The 18,637-nt window shown below is 35.0% G+C and carries 14 protein-coding genes, 1 pseudogene and 1 riboswitch; of the genes and pseudogenes, 14 read left to right on the forward strand and 1 reads right to left on the reverse strand.

Going from position 1 to position 18,637, the window contains the following annotated elements; all coding sequences use genetic code 11:
- Positions 1–46 precede the first annotated feature (46 nt).
- The 7 genes from F7731_RS11990 (at position 47) to F7731_RS12020 (ending at position 8,268) form a co-directional block, all read left to right on the forward strand.
- Positions 47–820: an enoyl-CoA hydratase/isomerase family protein gene (locus tag F7731_RS11990; protein ID WP_151535016.1), complete on the forward strand. Its 774-nt coding sequence runs from the start codon at positions 47–49 to the stop codon at positions 818–820.
- A gap of 32 nt (positions 821–852) precedes the next feature.
- On the forward strand, positions 853–2,052 hold the full coding sequence (locus tag F7731_RS11995) for a CaiB/BaiF CoA transferase family protein (protein ID WP_151535017.1): 1,200 nt from the start codon (positions 853–855) through the stop codon (positions 2,050–2,052).
- Positions 2,053–2,200: 148 nt separating this feature from the next.
- Positions 2,201–3,289, forward strand: a complete 1,089-nt coding sequence (locus tag F7731_RS12000; protein WP_170289696.1) for a TRAP transporter substrate-binding protein — start codon at positions 2,201–2,203, stop codon at positions 3,287–3,289.
- A 177-nt stretch (positions 3,290–3,466) separates the two neighbouring features.
- Positions 3,467–4,003 carry a TRAP transporter small permease gene (locus F7731_RS12005; RefSeq protein WP_151535019.1) on the forward strand — a complete coding sequence of 179 codons (537 nt, stop codon included), beginning with the start codon at positions 3,467–3,469 and terminating at the stop codon, positions 4,001–4,003.
- Positions 4,004–4,017: 14 nt separating this feature from the next.
- Positions 4,018–5,310, forward strand: a complete 1,293-nt coding sequence (locus F7731_RS12010) for a TRAP transporter large permease (protein WP_151535020.1) — start codon at positions 4,018–4,020, stop codon at positions 5,308–5,310.
- A 185-nt stretch (positions 5,311–5,495) separates the two neighbouring features.
- Positions 5,496–6,719: a CaiB/BaiF CoA transferase family protein gene (locus F7731_RS12015; protein WP_151535021.1), complete on the forward strand. Its 1,224-nt coding sequence runs from the start codon at positions 5,496–5,498 to the stop codon at positions 6,717–6,719.
- Positions 6,720–6,819: 100 nt separating this feature from the next.
- Positions 6,820–8,268: a sigma-54 interaction domain-containing protein gene (locus F7731_RS12020; RefSeq protein WP_170289697.1), complete on the forward strand. Its 1,449-nt coding sequence runs from the start codon at positions 6,820–6,822 to the stop codon at positions 8,266–8,268.
- Between the two features lie 406 nt (positions 8,269–8,674).
- On the opposite strand, the gene F7731_RS12025 is transcribed toward F7731_RS12020, so the two are convergent.
- Positions 8,675–9,871, reverse strand: a complete 1,197-nt coding sequence (locus tag F7731_RS12025; RefSeq protein ID WP_151535023.1) for a DUF4085 family protein — start codon at positions 9,869–9,871, stop codon at positions 8,675–8,677.
- A 96-nt stretch (positions 9,872–9,967) separates the two neighbouring features.
- Here F7731_RS12025 and F7731_RS12030 point away from each other — a divergent pair, with 96 nt between their 5' ends.
- The 7 genes and pseudogenes from F7731_RS12030 to F7731_RS12055 all read left to right on the forward strand — a co-directional run bounded on the left by F7731_RS12030 (position 9,968) and on the right by F7731_RS12055 (position 18,356).
- Complete coding sequence (locus tag F7731_RS12030; RefSeq protein ID WP_212031180.1) at positions 9,968–11,044, forward strand: DUF1835 domain-containing protein; 1,077 nt, start codon at positions 9,968–9,970, stop codon at positions 11,042–11,044.
- A 1,012-nt stretch (positions 11,045–12,056) separates the two neighbouring features.
- The gene (locus F7731_RS26475; protein WP_170289698.1) at positions 12,057–12,230 is read left to right on the forward strand and encodes a hypothetical protein; all 174 of its coding nucleotides are present in this window, start codon (positions 12,057–12,059) and stop codon (positions 12,228–12,230) included.
- Positions 12,231–12,425: 195 nt separating this feature from the next.
- Positions 12,426–12,527: riboswitch (purine riboswitch) on the forward strand.
- Positions 12,528–12,742: 215 nt separating this feature from the next.
- Positions 12,743–13,990: a nucleoside permease gene (locus F7731_RS12035; protein ID WP_151535024.1), complete on the forward strand. Its 1,248-nt coding sequence runs from the start codon at positions 12,743–12,745 to the stop codon at positions 13,988–13,990.
- 420 nt (positions 13,991–14,410) lie between these two features.
- Positions 14,411–14,707: pseudogene (locus tag F7731_RS12040) on the forward strand (WapI family immunity protein); the annotation flags it as partial.
- 402 nt (positions 14,708–15,109) lie between these two features.
- Entirely contained in the window at positions 15,110–15,619 is a 510-nt protein-coding gene (locus tag F7731_RS12045) for an RNA polymerase sigma factor (RefSeq protein WP_151535026.1), read from the forward strand.
- A complete protein-coding gene (locus F7731_RS12050; RefSeq protein WP_151535027.1) occupies positions 15,612–17,321 on the forward strand; it encodes a hypothetical protein in 1,710 nt (569 codons plus the stop codon). Before F7731_RS12045 ends, F7731_RS12050 begins: the two co-directional genes overlap by 8 nt.
- A gap of 483 nt (positions 17,322–17,804) precedes the next feature.
- Positions 17,805–18,356: a dihydrofolate reductase family protein gene (locus tag F7731_RS12055; RefSeq protein WP_151535028.1), complete on the forward strand. Its 552-nt coding sequence runs from the start codon at positions 17,805–17,807 to the stop codon at positions 18,354–18,356.
- Positions 18,357–18,637 lie beyond the last annotated feature (281 nt).

An 18,637-nucleotide genomic window follows, 5' to 3' on the forward strand; every position in this document is an offset into this window, starting at 1 on the left:
CAATCGGATCATTGATTGTGATATTTCCTAAACTGGAGGTAAGTTCATGTCAATTAATTTTGAAAAAAGAGGATCCATTGCCGTAATTACTATTAATAGAATTGAAGCTTTAAATGCAATGGACCCACAAACTTATAGAGAATTATCTACTGCTTGGGTAGAAGTTCGAGATAATCCAGATATATGGGTGGCCATTATCACAGGCGCAGGTGATAAATCCTTTACAGTTGGTGCTGATCTGAAGAAAACAATCCCAATGGAAGAAGAACACTGGGAATTTTGGAAGACCCAAAACAATCAATTATTAAATAGTGGTCTTGAAGTATGGAAACCAGTAATTGCTGCTGTCAACGGATATTGTTTAGGAGGCGGCATGACACTTTTATTAGCGACTGATATTCGGATTGCATCTGAAAATGCAACGTTTGGCTTATCAGAAGTGAAAAGAGGTTTACTACCAGGAAACGGTGGGACCCAAAGAACATTAAGACAACTACCGTATCCAATTGCAATGGAATTACTTTTAACAGGAGATTCAATTAATGCAGAAGACGCACTTAGATTCGGACTAATAAATAAAGTGGTCCCTCAAGATGAATTAATGGATACCGCAATGAATTATGCCTTCCGAATATGTGAAAATGGCCCACTAGCTGTAAGAGCTATTAAAGAATTGTCCATACGCTCACAATATATGCATTTTCAAGATGGATTGCGCATGGAAACAGCCATGCAAAAGATTCTAAAACAAACGGATGATGCAATAGAGGGACCTCTAGCTTTTGCCGAAAAAAGACAAGCGAATTTTAAAGGGAAATAAACTCGACAATGGTATGAAAAAGGAGTTATTTCATGAAAATCTTATCACGTATTAAAGTAATCGACATGACTGAAGGGGTTGCTGGTCCTTACGCTTCAACTATTTTGGGGGATATGGGAGCTAATGTAATTAAAATTGAGAGACCTGATGGTGATTGGGGAAGAAGTTCCGGTAAAAAGAGAGGATATGATGGGGATTTAAATTCTCAATTTATAGCTTTAAATCGGAATAAACGAGACTTAGGCTTAGATTTAAATAAAAATGAAGGACATGTCATTTTAAGTAGATTATTAAAAAACGCAGATGTCATCATTTCTAATTATCGTCCTGGTGTTATGAAGCGTTTCAATCTTAGTTATGAAGATTGTCGTAAGATTAGTCCCAATATTACTTACTGTACAATATCGGGTTTTGGACAAAAGGGGGAGATTTCTCACTTACCAGCAAGTGACACAGTTGTGCAGTCAATAAGTGGCATGATGGATATGATTGGGGATAGAGACGGGCAACCATTACGAATTTCTTTTCCATTAATAGATATGTTTGCTGCAAATAATGCGGTCCAGGCCATATTATTATCTCTTTACTCTAAGAAGAATGAAGAAAAAGGAGCGAAAATAGATATAAGTTTGATGAATACAGCATTAGCAATGATGGCAAACCCTTTATCTGAATATTTGATAGAAGGTAGATTACCTCAGCGTCACGGTAATCAGAATCCTTCTTTATCACCAGCAGGCTCATTTCAAACTGCAGATGGAAAGTATATTACGATCGCAGTGTTAAGGGAATCACATTGGGAAAAGCTTTGTTATGCGATCGATCATTCCCACTTAATAAGTGACGATTATTTTAATACGAATATGAAGCGATTAGAAAATCGCGAGAAGTTAAATCAACTATTAGAATCAGTCTTTAAAACAAAATCTTCATCAGAATGGATTCAAAAGTTGCAATCCGCAGATGTATTAAGCGCACCATTGAATAATTTTGAGGATATTATTAAGGATCATCAATTCACTTCTACTATGCCATTAATAGAGTTTAATCTCCCGACAGAAACAGTAAGGGTAATTGGAAATCCAATTAGTTATAATGAAAAGTTCTTTTCCGCAGATATTCATCCGCCCCAAAAGGGTGAACACACTACTGAAATTCTTTCAGAGGAAGGTTATTCATCGCTTCAAATAAAGGATCTATATAACAAAGGGATTGTTTTTGGAACAGATTGAAAGTGATACGATCCCATCCTTATTCAAGCCAGTGAGCAAAATTACGTTTATAAGATCAAAGTACATTTAAAGGGAATCTTTAAGCGCACACAAAATAAAAGATTGTATGACCCATCAAAAAACTGTAATAAAAAGGGAGGAATGCAATTTGAAAAGAACGGCTAGAAAAATTTTCGTGGTATTGTTGCTGTTCATGTTAACAGTAGGGCTTGTTGCTTGTAATGCGGAGAAAACTCAAGGGAATAATAACACTAAAAATACCAATGGAGCGAATAATGATGCACAAGTCATTATCAAAATTGCTGATAATCTTCCTAAAACACATTTGATTTCTACACTTGGCACACTGCCTTGGATCGATAGAATTGAAGAGTTAGGAAAAGGGAAAATAAAAGTGGAGTATTACCCAGCGGAACAATTAGGAAAGGCAAGTAGTTTATTAGATATAGTGAAAAATAAAGTGGCTGATATCGCTTTAATAGGCCCGCAGTGGATTGGTGATGTAATGCCATTGTCAAGTGTTAGTGGGAATCCTGGTCTTGTAAAGGATGCTGTAAGTGGTTCAAGAGCATTTAATAAACTTGTTCAAGAAGATTTATATGAGTTAGAGTTTAAACCAAATAAAATAAAACCTCTATGGGCGGCTACTACAAATCCATACCAAATTGTAAATTCAAAGCATCCGGTTGAGGCAATCAAAGATTTTAAGGGTCTTAAGATTAGAACTGCGGATGGGTTACAAGAGAAAATCATGCACAGTTGGGGAGTGACTGCGGTGACTATTCCTGGCCCAGAGATGTACACTGCTTGGGATAGAGGTACAGTAGATGGGACACTATTATCTTTATTTAGCTGGCCTGCCTATCAATTAGATTCTATAGCAAAGTATGCAACTGTCAATGCATCGTTATCTGCCTTTGGTTTAACCTTTTCGGTAAATGAACAAGTTTGGAATAGTTGGCCAAAAGATGTCCAAGATGCGGTGTGGCTAGCTAGTCAAGAAATTGTAGATAAATTTGGAAATGGGGTAGTGGAACACGAAAATGAGTTAATGAAGGAATACGTTGAAACATCACATGTTGAGTTTTACACATTACCAGAAGATGAATTACAGGAATGGAATAACGAGTTACAGCCTTTTAATAAAAAATGGGCTGAAGACTTAGATGCAAAAGGTTCACCTGGAACAAAGATTTTAGAGAAGTTTAAACAATATAATGAGGAGTTTAGTAATTAAGAAATCATATTATCTTTGCAAAATAAGTTTTGGGGCTATTGATGTTTTGGGAACAATAGCCCTATTTTCCTCGATGTAAGCTAGTATGTTTTTCCAGAAAATCAGTTAAAACTAACAAAATATGAATCTCATCAGTCCTAAATTTTTTTTAAGAACTTAACACTAAGGAGTGTTTAAATGAAAAAGGTAATTGATGTATTTGATAAAATAGATTCCTTCTTATTTTTCATTGCCCAAATTGCTGTCCTCATCATGATGTTGCTTACAACAGCTGATGCCGTCATGAGGTATATATTTAGTAAATCAATTACTGGAGCTTATTTTTTTACTGAAAAATATTTAATGGTTATCGTAGTGTTTCTTAGTATGAGTTATGTGATGAAAATGAAAGGTCACATTCGAATTGATTTGTTTATTCAATACTTACCTAAAAGATTAGTAAAAGTAATGGATATCATATATACGCTGTTAGCGGCTGTACTGATGTTCGTTATTGCCTATCAAGCGATGTTTATGACCGAAGAAGCATTTGTTAATCATTATGTCGCAACTGGACTTATTCCTTGGCCAATATGGCTATCATGGATATGGGTACCTATTGGGGCTTATATGTTCACCTTACGTTTATTACTGATCGCTTTCCAAAGTCTATTAAACTTTAATACTACTGATGAAAATAATGGTCAAAACCATATTTCAGTTAAAAATGAATAGGGGGGATTAATAAGATGATAGTTGCTATTCCGTTGATATTGTTATTATTATTTATAGCTACTGGAATGCCCATCGCTTTCTCTATGGCTATATCCGGCGCAGTTGGCTTAATTCTTATAGGGGGATTGGATTTATTTTTAGGTATTGCCCAAACCACACCATATGAAAATGCTGCAGTCTTTTTATTTACAACCATCCCTATGTTTATTTTAATGGCAGAACTAATGACAGCAAGTAATATGACAAAAGATCTTTTTTACGCTTCAAACAAATGGCTTGGTCATTTACCAGGAGGTTTAGGTATTGCAACAGTGCTTGCCGGTGCTGGGCTAGGGGCAATAAGTGGTTCAAGTACAGCAGCTGCAGCAACACTCGCTACTTCAGCCGTTCCTGAGATGAAGAAATATGGTTATAAGACCCATTTTGCAATGGGGGTGGCTAGCATGTCAGGAACACTTGCCATTATGATTCCCCCTAGCATTGTTCTTATTCTATACGGAATCATAACGGAAACGGGTGTCGGTGGTCTGCTAATTGCTGGTATTATTCCAGGGATTCTTACCGCTTTAGGATATATGGTCACCATTTATTTTTGGGTAAAAAGAAAACCTGACGTTGCACCAAAACTAGTAGAAAAGCCTTCAATAAGTGAGCGCTTCCGATCCCTTAAGACTGTTTGGCCTGCTTTGATACTTATGACTGTGGTGATAGGAGGTATTTATTCAGGCATCGTTACTTCTACTGAAGCAGGCGCTTTTGGAGCTTTTGCAACGATTGTTATTGCTTTATCCATGCGCAGATTAACATTTAAGAACACACAAAACGCTTTTCAAAGAACTCTAAAATCAACAGCAATGATCATGACAATAATCATCGGTGCAATGATATTTGGTTATTTTTTGACCGTTTCTCAAGTTACACAAGATGTAATTCATATAATAGTTGATTCCGGCATGTCAAAATGGCTCGTGCTCACCTTTGTAGTCATTCTATACCTAATATTAGGTGTGTTTATGGATCAGGTGGCCATTCTTATCTTAACACTCCCGTTCACCTTTCCTTTGATGATTTCCTTAGGATTTAATCCTATTTGGTTTGGTATTATTGTAACAAAAACAGCAGAAATTGGGTTAGTTACACCTCCTGTTGGTATGAATGTATTTGTTGCCTCGGGTGCAGCAGGGGTAAGTACGTCAGAAGGCTTTCGGGGAGTGACTAGATTTGTAATAGCGGACCTGATAATTCTTCTTATCTTAATTCTATTTCCTTTCTTATCTACATGGTTGCCAGGAATGATGATGAATTAAATTTTAGAAAGTTAAAGCTATAGATTACTATTTGATCAAATGTTTGTAGATTAAATGTCCTATCCAGATCAAGTAAACGTATTAAAATATAAAAGTTGACAGGTCTTAGAGTGATAGTGTCAAAAATTCTATGAAAATTAAAAGTCTAGAATTTTTGACACTAATTAGGTGAGGAGGAGCAAGAAATGAAAGGTCCTTTATCAGGTCTTCGTGTTTTAGATTTGACATCAATTATTATGGGCCCCTATTGTACACAAATATTAGGTGATATGGGGGCGGATGTTATTAAAGTAGAAAGCATAGATGGAGATGTTACTCGTTTTATCGGTCCTGCAAGACATACTGGGATGAGCAGCACTTTTTTACATCTTGGCCGGAACAAACGGAGCATCGTATTGAATTTAAAGAAAGAAGAAGGGAAGAAAGCATTATTTAAACTTGTTGAAACTGCCGATATATTTGTTCATACTATGCGTCCCAAAGCCATCCAAAAACTAGGGATTTCTTATGAGGAAATAGTAACGGTTAATAATAATTTAATTTATTGTGGTGCATACGGATTTAGTAAAAATGGCCCTTATGGGGATAAGCCAGCGTATGACGATATGATTCAAGGGGCATCTGGATTGGCCGCAGCACAGACTGAATTATCTGGTTCTCCTCAATATATGGGTACAGTTATGGCTGATAAAACAACGGGTCTAATGATGTTAAACGCTATTTTGGCAGCACTTTATCATAGGGAAAAAAGTGGGGAAGGACAAAATATCGAAGTTCCGATGTTCGAAACGATGTCTGCTTATACTCTAATTGAACATATGTATGGACTCACATTCGATCCACCTTTGGACTCATCGTTTTATCCACGCGTCATTTCAAAATATAGGAAACCGTATCAAACGGCTGATGGATATATTAGTGTCACTATTCATAGTGATAAACAGTGGTCTAATTTTTTTACGCTATCTGGTAACACTGAATTAATACATGACGAACGTTTTCAGGATATTGAGGCAAGAACGAAGCATACTGATGAACTATATATGATGATTGAAGAGATCATGATTTCAAAAAAGACAAGAGAGTGGTTAAATATACTTGAAAAAGCAGATATTCCAGTAATGCCTATTTTAAAGCCGGAAGACTTGTTAGTTGATCCCCACCTACAACAGATTAATTTCTTTGAAAAGGTAAATCACCCTTCAGAGGGAGATATTTGGAACATTAACTTTCCTGTACAATTCTCTAAAACCCCCATTTTAATAGAACATTTTGCACCTCGTCTAGGTGAACATAGCAAAGAAATACTTTGCGAAATTGGGTATTCTGAGCAAGAGACCATCCACTTGTTTGAACAAGGAGTTTCGTTTGAAAAATTATATTTTAAAGAAAATAGGATTAAACATTAAAGGAATTAATATATATTTGACGAATAGAATTGGTATATATAGTGTAGGGGTTTGTTCTATTCCCAATAAGCAAAATCCTTTGTAGATGCGAGGTGATCACTTGAATAATATAGACTTGGTATCATCATTAATTAAGGAAGATTCTATTAGCTCTATTTTTCATCCCGACTCTTCAAGGCTTTCAAAAGATTTAATATTATTTTACAAAAAAAGTAAAGAAACTAAGCTACTAGAAGCTTTATTGGAATGTATTCCTGAAGGTGTTGAAATTTCCGACGAAAGTGGAAAGATTTTGTATGTTAATGAAAGTTTTGAGAAAATTACTGGTATAAAAAAAGATTCACGTATTAGTAAAAATATTTATGAAGTTAACCCTAAAAGTATTCTTGCACGGACATTAAGGGAAAGAAAAATAATTAATGATAGATTAACCACTGCTCCTGATATTAATAGAGAAGTGGTTGCTAATGGATCGCCTATTTTTTTTGATAATAAAATGATAGGAGCTATTATATTAATCAAAGATATCTCTCAAATTATTCATCTTGCAAAAAAGTTAAATCAAACAACACATTATCTTAATGAAATGTATAACAGGAATTCCGAACATTACAAATTCACAGATATTATAGGGGGTAGTTCCTCGATCCAAAACGTGATTCAGCTTGCTAAAAAGGTTGCACCTATGGATTCAACTGTGTTAATTGAAGGCGAAAATGGAACAGGAAAAGAATTATTTGCTCATTCGATTCATGAATCAAGTTTACGGATTGATAAACCATTCTTTCGAGTGAATTGTGCTGCTATTCCAGAACACTTACTTGAGAGCGAATTTTTTGGACACGAGAAGGGTTCCTTTACTGGGGCGAGTAATAAAAAAGTCGGCATTTTTGAGTTAGCTAATGGAGGGACTCTTTTTTTGGACGAAATAGGGGATATGCCTATACTCCTACAGTCAAAACTATTACGTGTACTACAGGAAGGAGAAATACGACGAGTTGGGGGTTCTAAGACAATTAAAGTAGATGTCCGAATTATTACCGCGACTAATCGCAATTTAAAAGAAATGGTAAGTAAGGGGAGATTTCGCGAAGATCTTTACTACCGTATAAATGTGATAACCATAAGAATCCCTTCTTTAAAGGAACGGGTTGAAGATATATTGGAATTAACGGACTTTTTTATTAGAAAGTATAATAAGAAATTTCGAAAAATGATATTGGGCATAGAACCTAAAGCTTTTGAAAAGCTATCGGAACATTCGTGGCCCGGAAATGTTAGAGAATTAGAAAATGTCATAGAATATGCGGTTTTAACATCAGACACTGAAATATTAGGACTGGAACATTTTGCGGCGAAAATTCCTGCAAAAAATATCGCTAATAATAGAACTGGAATTATTCCTCTTGTTGAGATGGAGAGACTTCATATTCATAAGGCATTAAAATTATATGGTAATACCTTAAAAGGAAAAAAACAAGCTGCCCAAGCACTAGGCATATCCCTCGCAACTCTTTATAACAAATTAAAAAACAATGGGATAGGTTAATAAATCGATCAAATCAGGCAGGGTTTGCAAAGAAAGTACAAGGAAGTGTTAATACAAAATTGATTTTTAGAGCATACAACAAGCACTTGGAAGTTTTATTTAATTTTCCTAATGTATGTTTTTAAAAATTTTGACTCATAAGCGTCAAAATGATCTTGGACAATAATAGTAAACTGTATTTTACTGCGTAAGCCCGTATTCAAACAACGCATATAAATAAAAACAATAGGTGGGGGCTGAGGATCAACTAAGAACGTCATGTCCTGTGCTTTGAAGAACCCCCACTGAATGAAGTTTCACTTTATTTCTTAGAAACTATAAATTTGCATGTTGCTTATAATTTTGTGAAAGATTTTCATTAAACCGATTTCGTTTTCCATTCATACAATTAATCAGTAAGGTATTGCTAATCAATTAGCGCATGATACTTTTCTATAATTCCTTCTGTCAATATCCCTTCTTTATAAAAATGCCTTGTATAAACACTTAACATCATTTCATTTTCTTCCGTAATCTCTATTTCCCATAAAATACGATTGATGATGTCTGCGAGTTCAGCCGGCTGGGTATACATTGTATTCCAAGCGCGTACTTGTAATTCTAAATTATCACTTATCGCCGCTGCTTCGATTTCATCAATTGGCACAGGCTCGTAAAAATGAGCATACGGATCTTCATATATGTCCGTGTAAATGAACTTTATAGGATGATACTTATCTAACTCATACGTAAATTGTTCATTCCCTACTGTAACAATGAATTCATTTTGTGCAAATTCAATTTTTCCGTTTTCTAGTATTATATTTTCCGAAAATGATTTAATGGCACACGTCACATTCGGTGAAATAAACCAATATCGATAACTTGGATTTAATTGCGCAACATATTCCGCAAGTGATGTCTCTTCAATTTTTCCTTCATCTCTCAATCTCGCAAATGCAAGCGGACGATAATAATACTCGGCATCCATCTCCTTCATTGCAATCGTCCATTCGGCATCAGGACAATCGAATAACACGCGGAACACAAATCCATTCACCGTTTTCTGGAGTTCATAGTAAATGAACCATTGCCCAACTTGTATGGGGACATCTGTTTCTTCAGTAATGACATTTTGAATTAGGAGATGAATATAGGATTTCGTTGAAAATCCGCCTTCTGTATTAATGTAAAGATGAATCGAATCCCCTTCCCGTTCAATTCGCTCAATGGTTGAGTCATGTAAACTTTCAGCAAAAACACTCTGAACCGCTGGTGATAAAAATGTAACAGCTTGTTTCGTATGGTTAAATGCAGCATCTAAAACCTGTTCAAATTCCTTAGCTGCTTCTCGAATCCATTGTAAATAATCTTCGCGCACTGTTTTTGGTAATGACGGCTGATTTAATGTTCCATTTTCCACATAAGGAATGAAGCGACTGGGTAAGATCTTTAACAATTCTTCTTTTACCTCTTCAAGTGATTCTTTTAAAAGAGTAATGAGATCTTCCCCATTCTCATTGGCTTCTCTTAATATAGTTTCCCAGTCGTTGTCGGATTCATGAATGGGAAGAAGATGGCATTTTAAAAATTTTTCTTTTGCTTCTTTTGATATATTCCACATAACAGCACCTCGAAGTAGTTGGTAAAAATAGTATAATATAGGGAATGGAAATGTTATAGCAATAAAAATTCTATTTAATATAGAAGGGGGAAGCTCATGAGCAGTGTAACGAAAATAGAAGAACTCAAAAAGGTGTTCGAACATTTGCCGGCAGCGGAAGCAAAATCCATCCTATTTCACGTTTTATTGCGATTGAACCTTATAGAAGAAACGGAGTATTCAGAGTCCGAGTTTGTCAATGACATAAAAAATATATATGCAACAAGTGTGGAGTTATCAAAAGAACGGTCAGATATGAACGAATTGCGGAATTTTCAAATGATACATATTCTTTTTGGGGATTACCCAGCAGGAAGTTTAAGAGTGGCTTTAAAGGAATTAGGCAAGTACAAATTAGAACAGATTATATCTTTTAGAGATATGTTTTCGATTGGTCCGGTCCGGAAGCTGCATGAAAAGTCAGGGCAAGAAGCTAGATTAAAATGGACGAAAATAGCTTTGAATGACGAAAATGATGATTTTCCAGATTTTCAACAAAAATTCTATAAGGCAATTAATCAAATATATTCAATTCCAAAGGATGTCCCAATTACTTTATGGGTGGCCGATAATGCCCATGAACAGACTGGGCTTCGTTATGTTCTGCACTTATTAAAAAACAAAACAAATGACATTAAAGTGGTGAACACAACAAAGATGTATGCGGAGCACTGTAAACGACCAAATATCGAATACACTGTCCTACAGTCAGGAGAATTATCTCCTGAAAAACTCCAGGTCATCTATGAGCAAAGTAAATTAACTTCGACCTTGTCAACACTTAAAAGGAAGCAACTAGAAGAAGAATGGTTGGCTCTTGCTGAAAGTCAGGAAACATTACGTATTTGGAGCAAAGGAAGGATAAAGAGTGTCAAAGAGGATCATTATGACCAATATATGATCAAAATGGCGAAAAAACTTCAGGCTGAGCGCGAACATGAACATGAACCAGGAGATTTTATGAAATCTGCAAGATTAATTGGTGAAGTGTTAGGGCATTTAGACCAATATGTTGGGGATGAATTCCTCGAGTATCGGTTAAGAAAGTTGATAGAAAAAGGCGATTTTGAGATGGAAGGCAGTTTAAAGGCGATGAGGTTTTATAGTGTTAGATTAAAACGGGGATTCCTATAATGAGGAGGTAAGATGTTTCTGGCAATTTACTCATGTATGTTTCGGCAGTATAAATATTAATCTTTATCAATAATTTCTCAAGAGAAAATGTATGACAATTAATATTTATAAAGATTTTTTTCACACTGTGCTTATTGAACAAACGGGCCAGACCTAGATATTTATGTTAAGTAATATGTAATATGCTTATGTCTTACGAACATCTTGTGCTGAATATATTTATTAATAAATTCATTCGAGGTGATTTGTTATGGAGCGGAAACCAGATAAGCTATTACACTTAATACTAATATATGTGATGCTCAGTGGGTTTACATACTGGTTGCCCACAATAAGAGGCTTATTCGATGGACCATCTTATTCGTGGTCAGGTTGGTTGGGGATAGGTGGAACAGGAGTAGGTGGGCAGTATTGGCTTTTATTAATATTTACTGCCCTAATGACCACGGTAGTTATTTTGGGATGGAGAGACAATCACAAGCTATTTCGTTGGTTATTATTAACATGGTCTATGATTTTAGTGATTGAATCAGGATCATGGTTCTTCTCTTTAGAAACTGTCCATATTAAAGGAGATACTTTAGGATTAGATTTGTCCCCAGGAAAAGTAATTTTTCCTTTAGATATCCTTTTTTTGTCTCTATCTTGTGTATGGATTTTTCGTGATATGAGGTCGAAGCATTCTCCTCATTCGCCTTCATGGAAAAGGTTAAATCGCAATCTATTGATTCTCTTTTTCTGCCTTTTGCCATTACAATTCATTTTCCTAAGATTTTTTGATAATTACAAAATACTTGATCAAATTGGGGTATTCCTTACTATATTCCAATGGATATTGCTAAACCTAACGTTCTATCCATGGAAAACTCAATCACCTAGAAGCTGACACTTTCATAGGTGAAATTATAAAACACTATAATGATTCTTCTAGAATAGGGCGCAATTCTGAAGCAAGGAAGGTGTGTGTGTGAAAACCTTTATAGGTGGTTGTGTTGTTGGGATGGTGATCCTAATGTTAGTAAGTAGTAAGATTGCAACAAATTATTACGTTGTTCGGACAAACATTGAACCATTTTCAAAAAGTGCTTCTTTATTAACTTTAATGTTTATACTCTTTTTCTTTCTTGGGGTTATCTTTACTGGTGTCGTAGTATTAATGTGGGAACGATTTTTTAAGGTAAGATAGTGAAGATTAATGGCTGACCAACCTTTTGGTGCTTAATTGAGGAATTTGGGTCTTTCAGCCACATTGCAAAAGTGTAAAGAAGAAAAGGGAGAATAACATTGCAAACGCTTAATAAAACGAATGATTTCTATGGAACAATATGGAAATATTCGTGATTTGGTTGAAAGAACCCTAAATTATTGCTATTATAAATACGAATTAAATGTCGAATTACGTCGTATAATATTGGGGATATGGCCCAAGAGTTTCTACCAAGCCACCGTAAAGGGCTTGACTACGAGGTAAGTGTTAAGTGGAAGAAAGCTCAACTCTTACACATGCCCTAGTCAACGCTCCGGTAGTAATCGGAGCGTTTTTTATATTTTAATAATTTATTTATTTCAAGGTGTTTATATAAGCAATCATACGAAGCGGCACGTCAAGCAAATTTCGATGGCTCTTAGTGTGGAACAAAATATGACGTTTTTCGAAAGTTCAACGAGGAAAAAGTCTAAGTTCAGCAGGAGGAAACAATGACAATCAAATCTCGGCTTAAAATAATGATTTTTCTCCAGTTTTTCATTTGGGGATGTTGGCTTGTTACGCTTGGTTCGTATATGATTAAAACTTTACATTTCTCTGGCTCAGAAGTTGGAGTCGTTTATAGCTCAATTGGACTTGCTTCTCTCATTATGCCAAGTCTTGTAGGGATTATTGCTGATCGCTTTATAAAAGCAAATAGATTATATGGGATTTGTCATTTTCTAGGGGCGATTTGCTTATTTATCGCTGCACAGACTTCAGACCCAACCCTTATGTTTTGGGTGATGCTTGTTAATTCTATGGTTTACATGCCTACGATTTCATTATCGTATACCATTTCCTATTTTGGTTTAGAAAAAGAGGGACTCGATACCACAAAAGCCTTCCCATCTGTTCGTGTTTATGGAACCATTAGTTTTATTCTTGCTATGTGGGCCGTTAGTCTTGGCGGATTTGAGCTAAGCAATATCCAGCTATACATTGCAGCGGGGGCTACCATTTTACTTGTACTATTTTCATTTGCACTGCCTGATTGTCCAACATCAAATGTCAAGAAGGACCAGTCAGTTATCAGTCTTTTAGGACTGGATGCCTTTGTACTGTTTAAACAAAAGAAAATGGCCATCTTCTTTATTTTTTCTATGCTGATTGGTGCTGCACTGCAAATTAACCTTGCATTTGCTGACCCATTCCTGCATGATTTTGCGTTAAATCCTGACTTTAAAGACAGCCTTGCTGTTAAATATCCGGCCATTTTATTATCCATTGGACAAATTTCAGAAGTCTTCTTTATTATTGCCATACCACTGTTCTTACGCAAATTTGGGATTAAAACGGTCATGCTGTTGAGTATGGTGGCCTGGACATTGCGGTTTGCTTTATTGGCCTATGGTGACCCATCCGGCGGAGGGTTCATCTTATTACTATTATCTATGATTGTGTATGGTGCAGCATTTGATTTCTTTAATATCTCCGGATCGATTTTTGTGGAAAAAGAAGTGGATCGTCGAATTCGAGGGAGTGCACAAGGCTTATTTATGACAATGGTGAACGGAATCGGTGCCTATTTAGGTGCTGTTATAAGTGGAAAAATAGTGGATTATTTAACTGTTGACGGTGTAAAAGACTGGCAGCATATCTGGTTAGTTTTTGCAGCCTATACAATTGTTCTAGGAATCGTTTTTGCAGTAAGCTTTAAATACAAAAAGGACCATGATGCCTTGACCCCTGTAAATTAAGCCGCTTGATCATTATGATTTGGGGTCACGTTCGTATACAAGCTAGTGCAGCCATCTAATATATCCATTTGGCAGAACGGAAGATTGAAGAGCTTGAAATTGAAGCTAAAGCCCAACCTTCAGATGAACCAGAACTGCCATCTTTAAGGAATAATCGAATATAAAATAAGAAACAGCTAAACAGTAAAAATGTTTAGTTGTTTTTTTATGTTTTCCATATGGTGAATGATCTGTTTTATTTGTCCAAAGGGATAGAACCAATTTTGATAAACATTTTTAATTTTATTTTCTATTAAACAGTTGTTTCAATAAGAAGGCGAAAGGAATTTCCAATGGTATGTAGAAGTGAATGTAAGGAAAAAGGGGTAGAATATCCTGGAATTTCAACCTTTACATTTGAAATAACCCAATTTCCATCATGTTGATTTTAATGCTAGTTTAAGGACAGATGACATTAGAGATTTTGTAAATGACTTGAAGTTAATGAATAGGCAATTATCAGGAAAAGCTATATTGAAAAACTTAGATAGTTTTATACATTTTGAATGTAAGATGAATAAGCTAGGTCATATAAATTGGTCTGGAGAGACTTGCTATCCAGCAGGAAGTGGTGCTGTACTTAACTTTGAATTTGTATCAAATCAATCATATTTAGAAGATTTAATTAAAGAATTAGAGGATATTAACTATGTATATCCTGTAATAGGTAAACCGTAGTTATTCAACTAACGAGCGCGAGGTGTCTCTTTCTTATTCAATTAACTGCCAATTAGTTGTATGAGAAAGGACATAACATATTAGTCATATAAAATATGTTATGTCCTTTAATTTATCTATACTTTTTAAATTTAGGTCGTGATAAGTTTTAAAAGTTCGGTTATTTAAAATAAAGATTGATTAAAAATCCTGTGTTATATGCAGGATTTTTTCTTGTCTCACAGTCGGGCCATATTATGGAATATATTGTATATACATTTGATAATTTGATTAGATTTAGGATGTTTTTTGCTTGAAGAATAACTATTCCAAAAAACGTGAAAAAGAATTTTTATAAACTGTAATTTTAACAAAAAACTTTCGTCTCATTTACAGATATTCATAATTCAGGAGGAAAGAGTTTTGGCAGATAACGACATAATCATTGATTGGTTTCATGAGTATAGTAATGATATTTTAAATTTTCTTATCTATTACACAGGGAGGACTGACGTGGAAGACATGGTTCAAGAAACCTTTATAAGAGCTTTAAGACGTTTGAATACATTCAACGAGCTGTCTAACCCTAAAACATGGCTTTTTAGCATCGCACGAAATATTGCAATTGATGAAATGAGAAAACAAAAGAAGGAAAAAGATAAGCAACAAAAGCTATCAAATTTTTATGAACAAAGCCATATTGAATCTCCAGAAGAAATCTATCGGTTAAATGAAACAAATAAGGAAATCTATCTAGTAATCCAAACTTTAAAGCAAAATTACCGTGACGTTCTAATTTTAAAAGGGATAAAAGAACTCAGTGTTAAAGAAACTGCGGCTATCCTACATTGGAGTGAAAATAAGGTAAATGTCACATACCACCGAGCATTAAAAGCTCTTGAGAAAAAGTTAGGAGGCTTTACTAATGAATAAAAAATTATCGGATAGATTAAATTCATTTCCCAAAGATTATCAGCTAAATCAAGAAACAGAATTAAAAATTGAATCTATTTTACAGGAAGAAATAAAAAAAATGGAGAAACAAGCAAAATCGAAAGGTCTTAAAGATTTTCTAAAAAAATTAACAATCCCGGTTTCTGGAATAACCGCCATGGCTATCGTTACACTTTTGTTATTATCCTCGCAAAATATCGATATATTCCAAAAAGGTCTGAATGGGAGTTCAAGTAATGCTGAGACAGAAGTGGGATCGGTTGAGGATAAACAAAAAATTAAAGAGCTTTCTACCGTTTGGGCAAATGCACTCAAAACAAGAGATGGAAAACCTCGTTATGAAATGATGTCTGAGAAAGCGAAAGAAAAATTTGTACAAGAACAAATAATTAGAAGTGGGGAAAACTGGAATTATAATATCGGTGAATCAAGTCCATGGGTGGTTGATTATGAAATTGAAATTGATGGTATGAACGCTGTTATCACATATAAGACACAAACAAGTATCCCTAGCTTTTATCATACAAAGGAAACTCTTACTTTTAAACGAGAAAACAAGAAATTTGTCGTAGATGATTATCAAACAATTTTCGAAAATAAACCCATTGAAGAAAATGAACTATTAGTTGATGGGGATGAAAAAGTAACTGAACACATGCATCAAATCATTTCTGATTATATTATTGCTAAACACCAAATGTCTGATTATCAACAAACAGATATACAATTCGAAGTGCATAAGATCTACGGAACTATGGAAGTAAACGATACGATAACAGTATATTTATGGTCGTATTATAATAGTTTCAACAAAATAACCGGAAGTGAGACAGTCACGGGTGTATCCTTACCAATGGCTATAAAATTGATGAAAATGTCCAAAGATTATGAAGTAGTTGATTTCATGGTGCCTAATGATGGAAGTGAATATGTTTCTTCCTTAAAGAGCGTGTTCCCAGAAAAATATGTGGATATTGCGATCCAAAATGCTGGGAACATTGAAGATTTAAAAAGTGAAATGAAATCAAAAATTGAAGAGTGGTTAGAGCAACCGGAACAAGAGACAGACAAAACTATTACATGGTCTTCAAAAAATAATGAAGTGAATCTTATACCTGTTAAGGATACTAATGATGAATACCAGGGTGTAACTGTAGAAGTGAATAATGTTAAGAAAGAGTTTAGCTGGAGTTTCCCAAAACTTGAAGAATCTAAACCTCGAGTTTTCTTTACTGATGTTACAGGTGATGGGGATGAAGAAGCGATTATTATTCTTAACAAAGGAAAAGGCACTGGCTTAAGTACTGATGAATTACATGTGCTGAACAGTAAGGATCTCTCAGAAATAAAAGTGCAAAACTTTGAGGGAATTCTTGCAGAACATGTTGAAACGAATGTTACTAAAAGCGGGGAAGGCTTAACAATTAAAGTTAAAGTGCAAGGAAAAGAATCTAAATTTGATTATGATTTCGATCCAGCACCGGATTTAAATCAGGATAAACTTGCTTTCGGCGGCGTAGTTTTGTATACATTGGAGAATAAAAGAATAAAATTATACGTCCCTGGATCTATCGGAGTGTCCCCAACGTATGTGGCTGATTTCAATATCATATACAAATTCGATAGTGCAAAGAATGAATTCACTGTTAATCAAATTGAATTTGTACCTATTGACAAATAGTAAAAGAGCACTTCAGAAATAGTATTCTGGGGTGCTTTTTGTATTTAGTGAATCTACTAAGAGGGATATATCAAAATCTACAAAGATTCATAGCAGCCGTTCTACTTTTTTTCTAGATATATTAGAAACATGTCGGGGGAAACTGTGGAAAACCTTTATATACCAATGGTTTGAGCGTTTTAATTTTGCTGATCTATTGCAGTAAAATATCTCTACAACATAAGAGGGCGTTGATCCAACATGGGATAATCCCTCGTTTTATTGAACTAAAGGGGCAGGTAAGATGGAGAGTATGGTTGTGCCTTTGTTCAACAATCGGGCGCTTTTCTGAAAAATAAGGAAAGCGTCTTTCTTCATGAAAAGGGCCATTTAATGGAATAAAGCTTATTGAGTTAACGGGACAGGTTGATTAATAAGAAAAGGAAATGAAACCGGTTTTATAGAATTAATTTAGATAACTCATTTTCTTGGAGGGATGACTGAATGGCTGAATTGATTTATCATGTTGCAGTTTCACTAGATAACTTTATTGCGGATCAAGGTATGTTAGATGGAAATATTAATAATTCTAGCTTTTTATTTGATGGGGACCATGTCCCAGACTTTTTATCAGATATTCAACAATACGATGCCGTATTGATGGGTGGAAAAACATATGAGTTTGGATTTCAATTCGGTGCTAAACCAGGTGAACCTGGCTATAAGGGCATAAAACATTACATATTTTCAAACTCCATGCAGTTTGAGTCAAACGAAGAGGTCGAACTTATCAAAGGTGATGCTATAGGATTTATTAAGAATCTCAAACAGCAAGCGAAAGGTAAAATTTGGTTATGTGGAGGTGGAGAATTAGCTGGATCGTTGATTAAACATAAACTCATTGATCAATTAGTGCTGAAGGTTAATCCAATTATAGTCGGTGAAGGTATTTCTCTATTCGGAAGCGTAAAGCCACGTCTTAACTTAAAGTTAGTGGACATGAAACAGTACTCTAGCGGAGTTATCAAACCGACTTACAATATTATTTATACTTAGGATTATCCTGGAGAACCCCTGTCTTTTATAAATTTTCAACAAAAAAATTTTAACCAATTGTTCAATAAAAGGGTGCTTATCTTCAATAAGCTAACATAAATGATCTTCCACAATCGGGCGCTTTCCTTGAAAATGAACTGCCCCCCAAATGTTAGATTCGTGTCTAACATTTGGGGGGCGGTTCATTTTAGGAGCTGCTCTTTTAATAACTAAAAGTACTTCTGGTAAAAGTCTTTTCTATGCTTACCACTTAACTGAGCATAAATGTGAGTCGTTTCATT

This window comes from Cytobacillus depressus (assembly GCF_008923245.1).
Lineage (GTDB): Bacteria > Bacillota > Bacilli > Bacillales > Cytobacillaceae > Cytobacillus > Cytobacillus depressus.

Coding starts and splice junctions, on each gene's coding strand:
- F7731_RS12015 (WP_151535021.1), top strand. CDS start 5,496: ATGAAAGGTCCTTTATCAGGTCTTCGTGTTTTAGATTTGACATCAATT.
- F7731_RS12025 (WP_151535023.1), bottom strand. CDS start 9,871: ATGTGGAATATATCAAAAGAAGCAAAAGAAAAATTTTTAAAATGCCAT.
- F7731_RS12050 (WP_151535027.1), top strand. CDS start 15,612: ATGAATAAAAAATTATCGGATAGATTAAATTCATTTCCCAAAGATTAT.
- F7731_RS12035 (WP_151535024.1), top strand. CDS start 12,743: ATGACAATCAAATCTCGGCTTAAAATAATGATTTTTCTCCAGTTTTTC.
- F7731_RS12010 (WP_151535020.1), top strand. CDS start 4,018: ATGATAGTTGCTATTCCGTTGATATTGTTATTATTATTTATAGCTACT.
- F7731_RS12030 (WP_212031180.1), top strand. CDS start 9,968: ATGAGCAGTGTAACGAAAATAGAAGAACTCAAAAAGGTGTTCGAACAT.
- F7731_RS12055 (WP_151535028.1), top strand. CDS start 17,805: ATGGCTGAATTGATTTATCATGTTGCAGTTTCACTAGATAACTTTATT.
- F7731_RS11990 (WP_151535016.1), top strand. CDS start 47: ATGTCAATTAATTTTGAAAAAAGAGGATCCATTGCCGTAATTACTATT.
- F7731_RS11995 (WP_151535017.1), top strand. CDS start 853: ATGAAAATCTTATCACGTATTAAAGTAATCGACATGACTGAAGGGGTT.
- F7731_RS12005 (WP_151535019.1), top strand. CDS start 3,467: ATGAAAAAGGTAATTGATGTATTTGATAAAATAGATTCCTTCTTATTT.
- F7731_RS26475 (WP_170289698.1), top strand. CDS start 12,057: ATGTTAGTAAGTAGTAAGATTGCAACAAATTATTACGTTGTTCGGACA.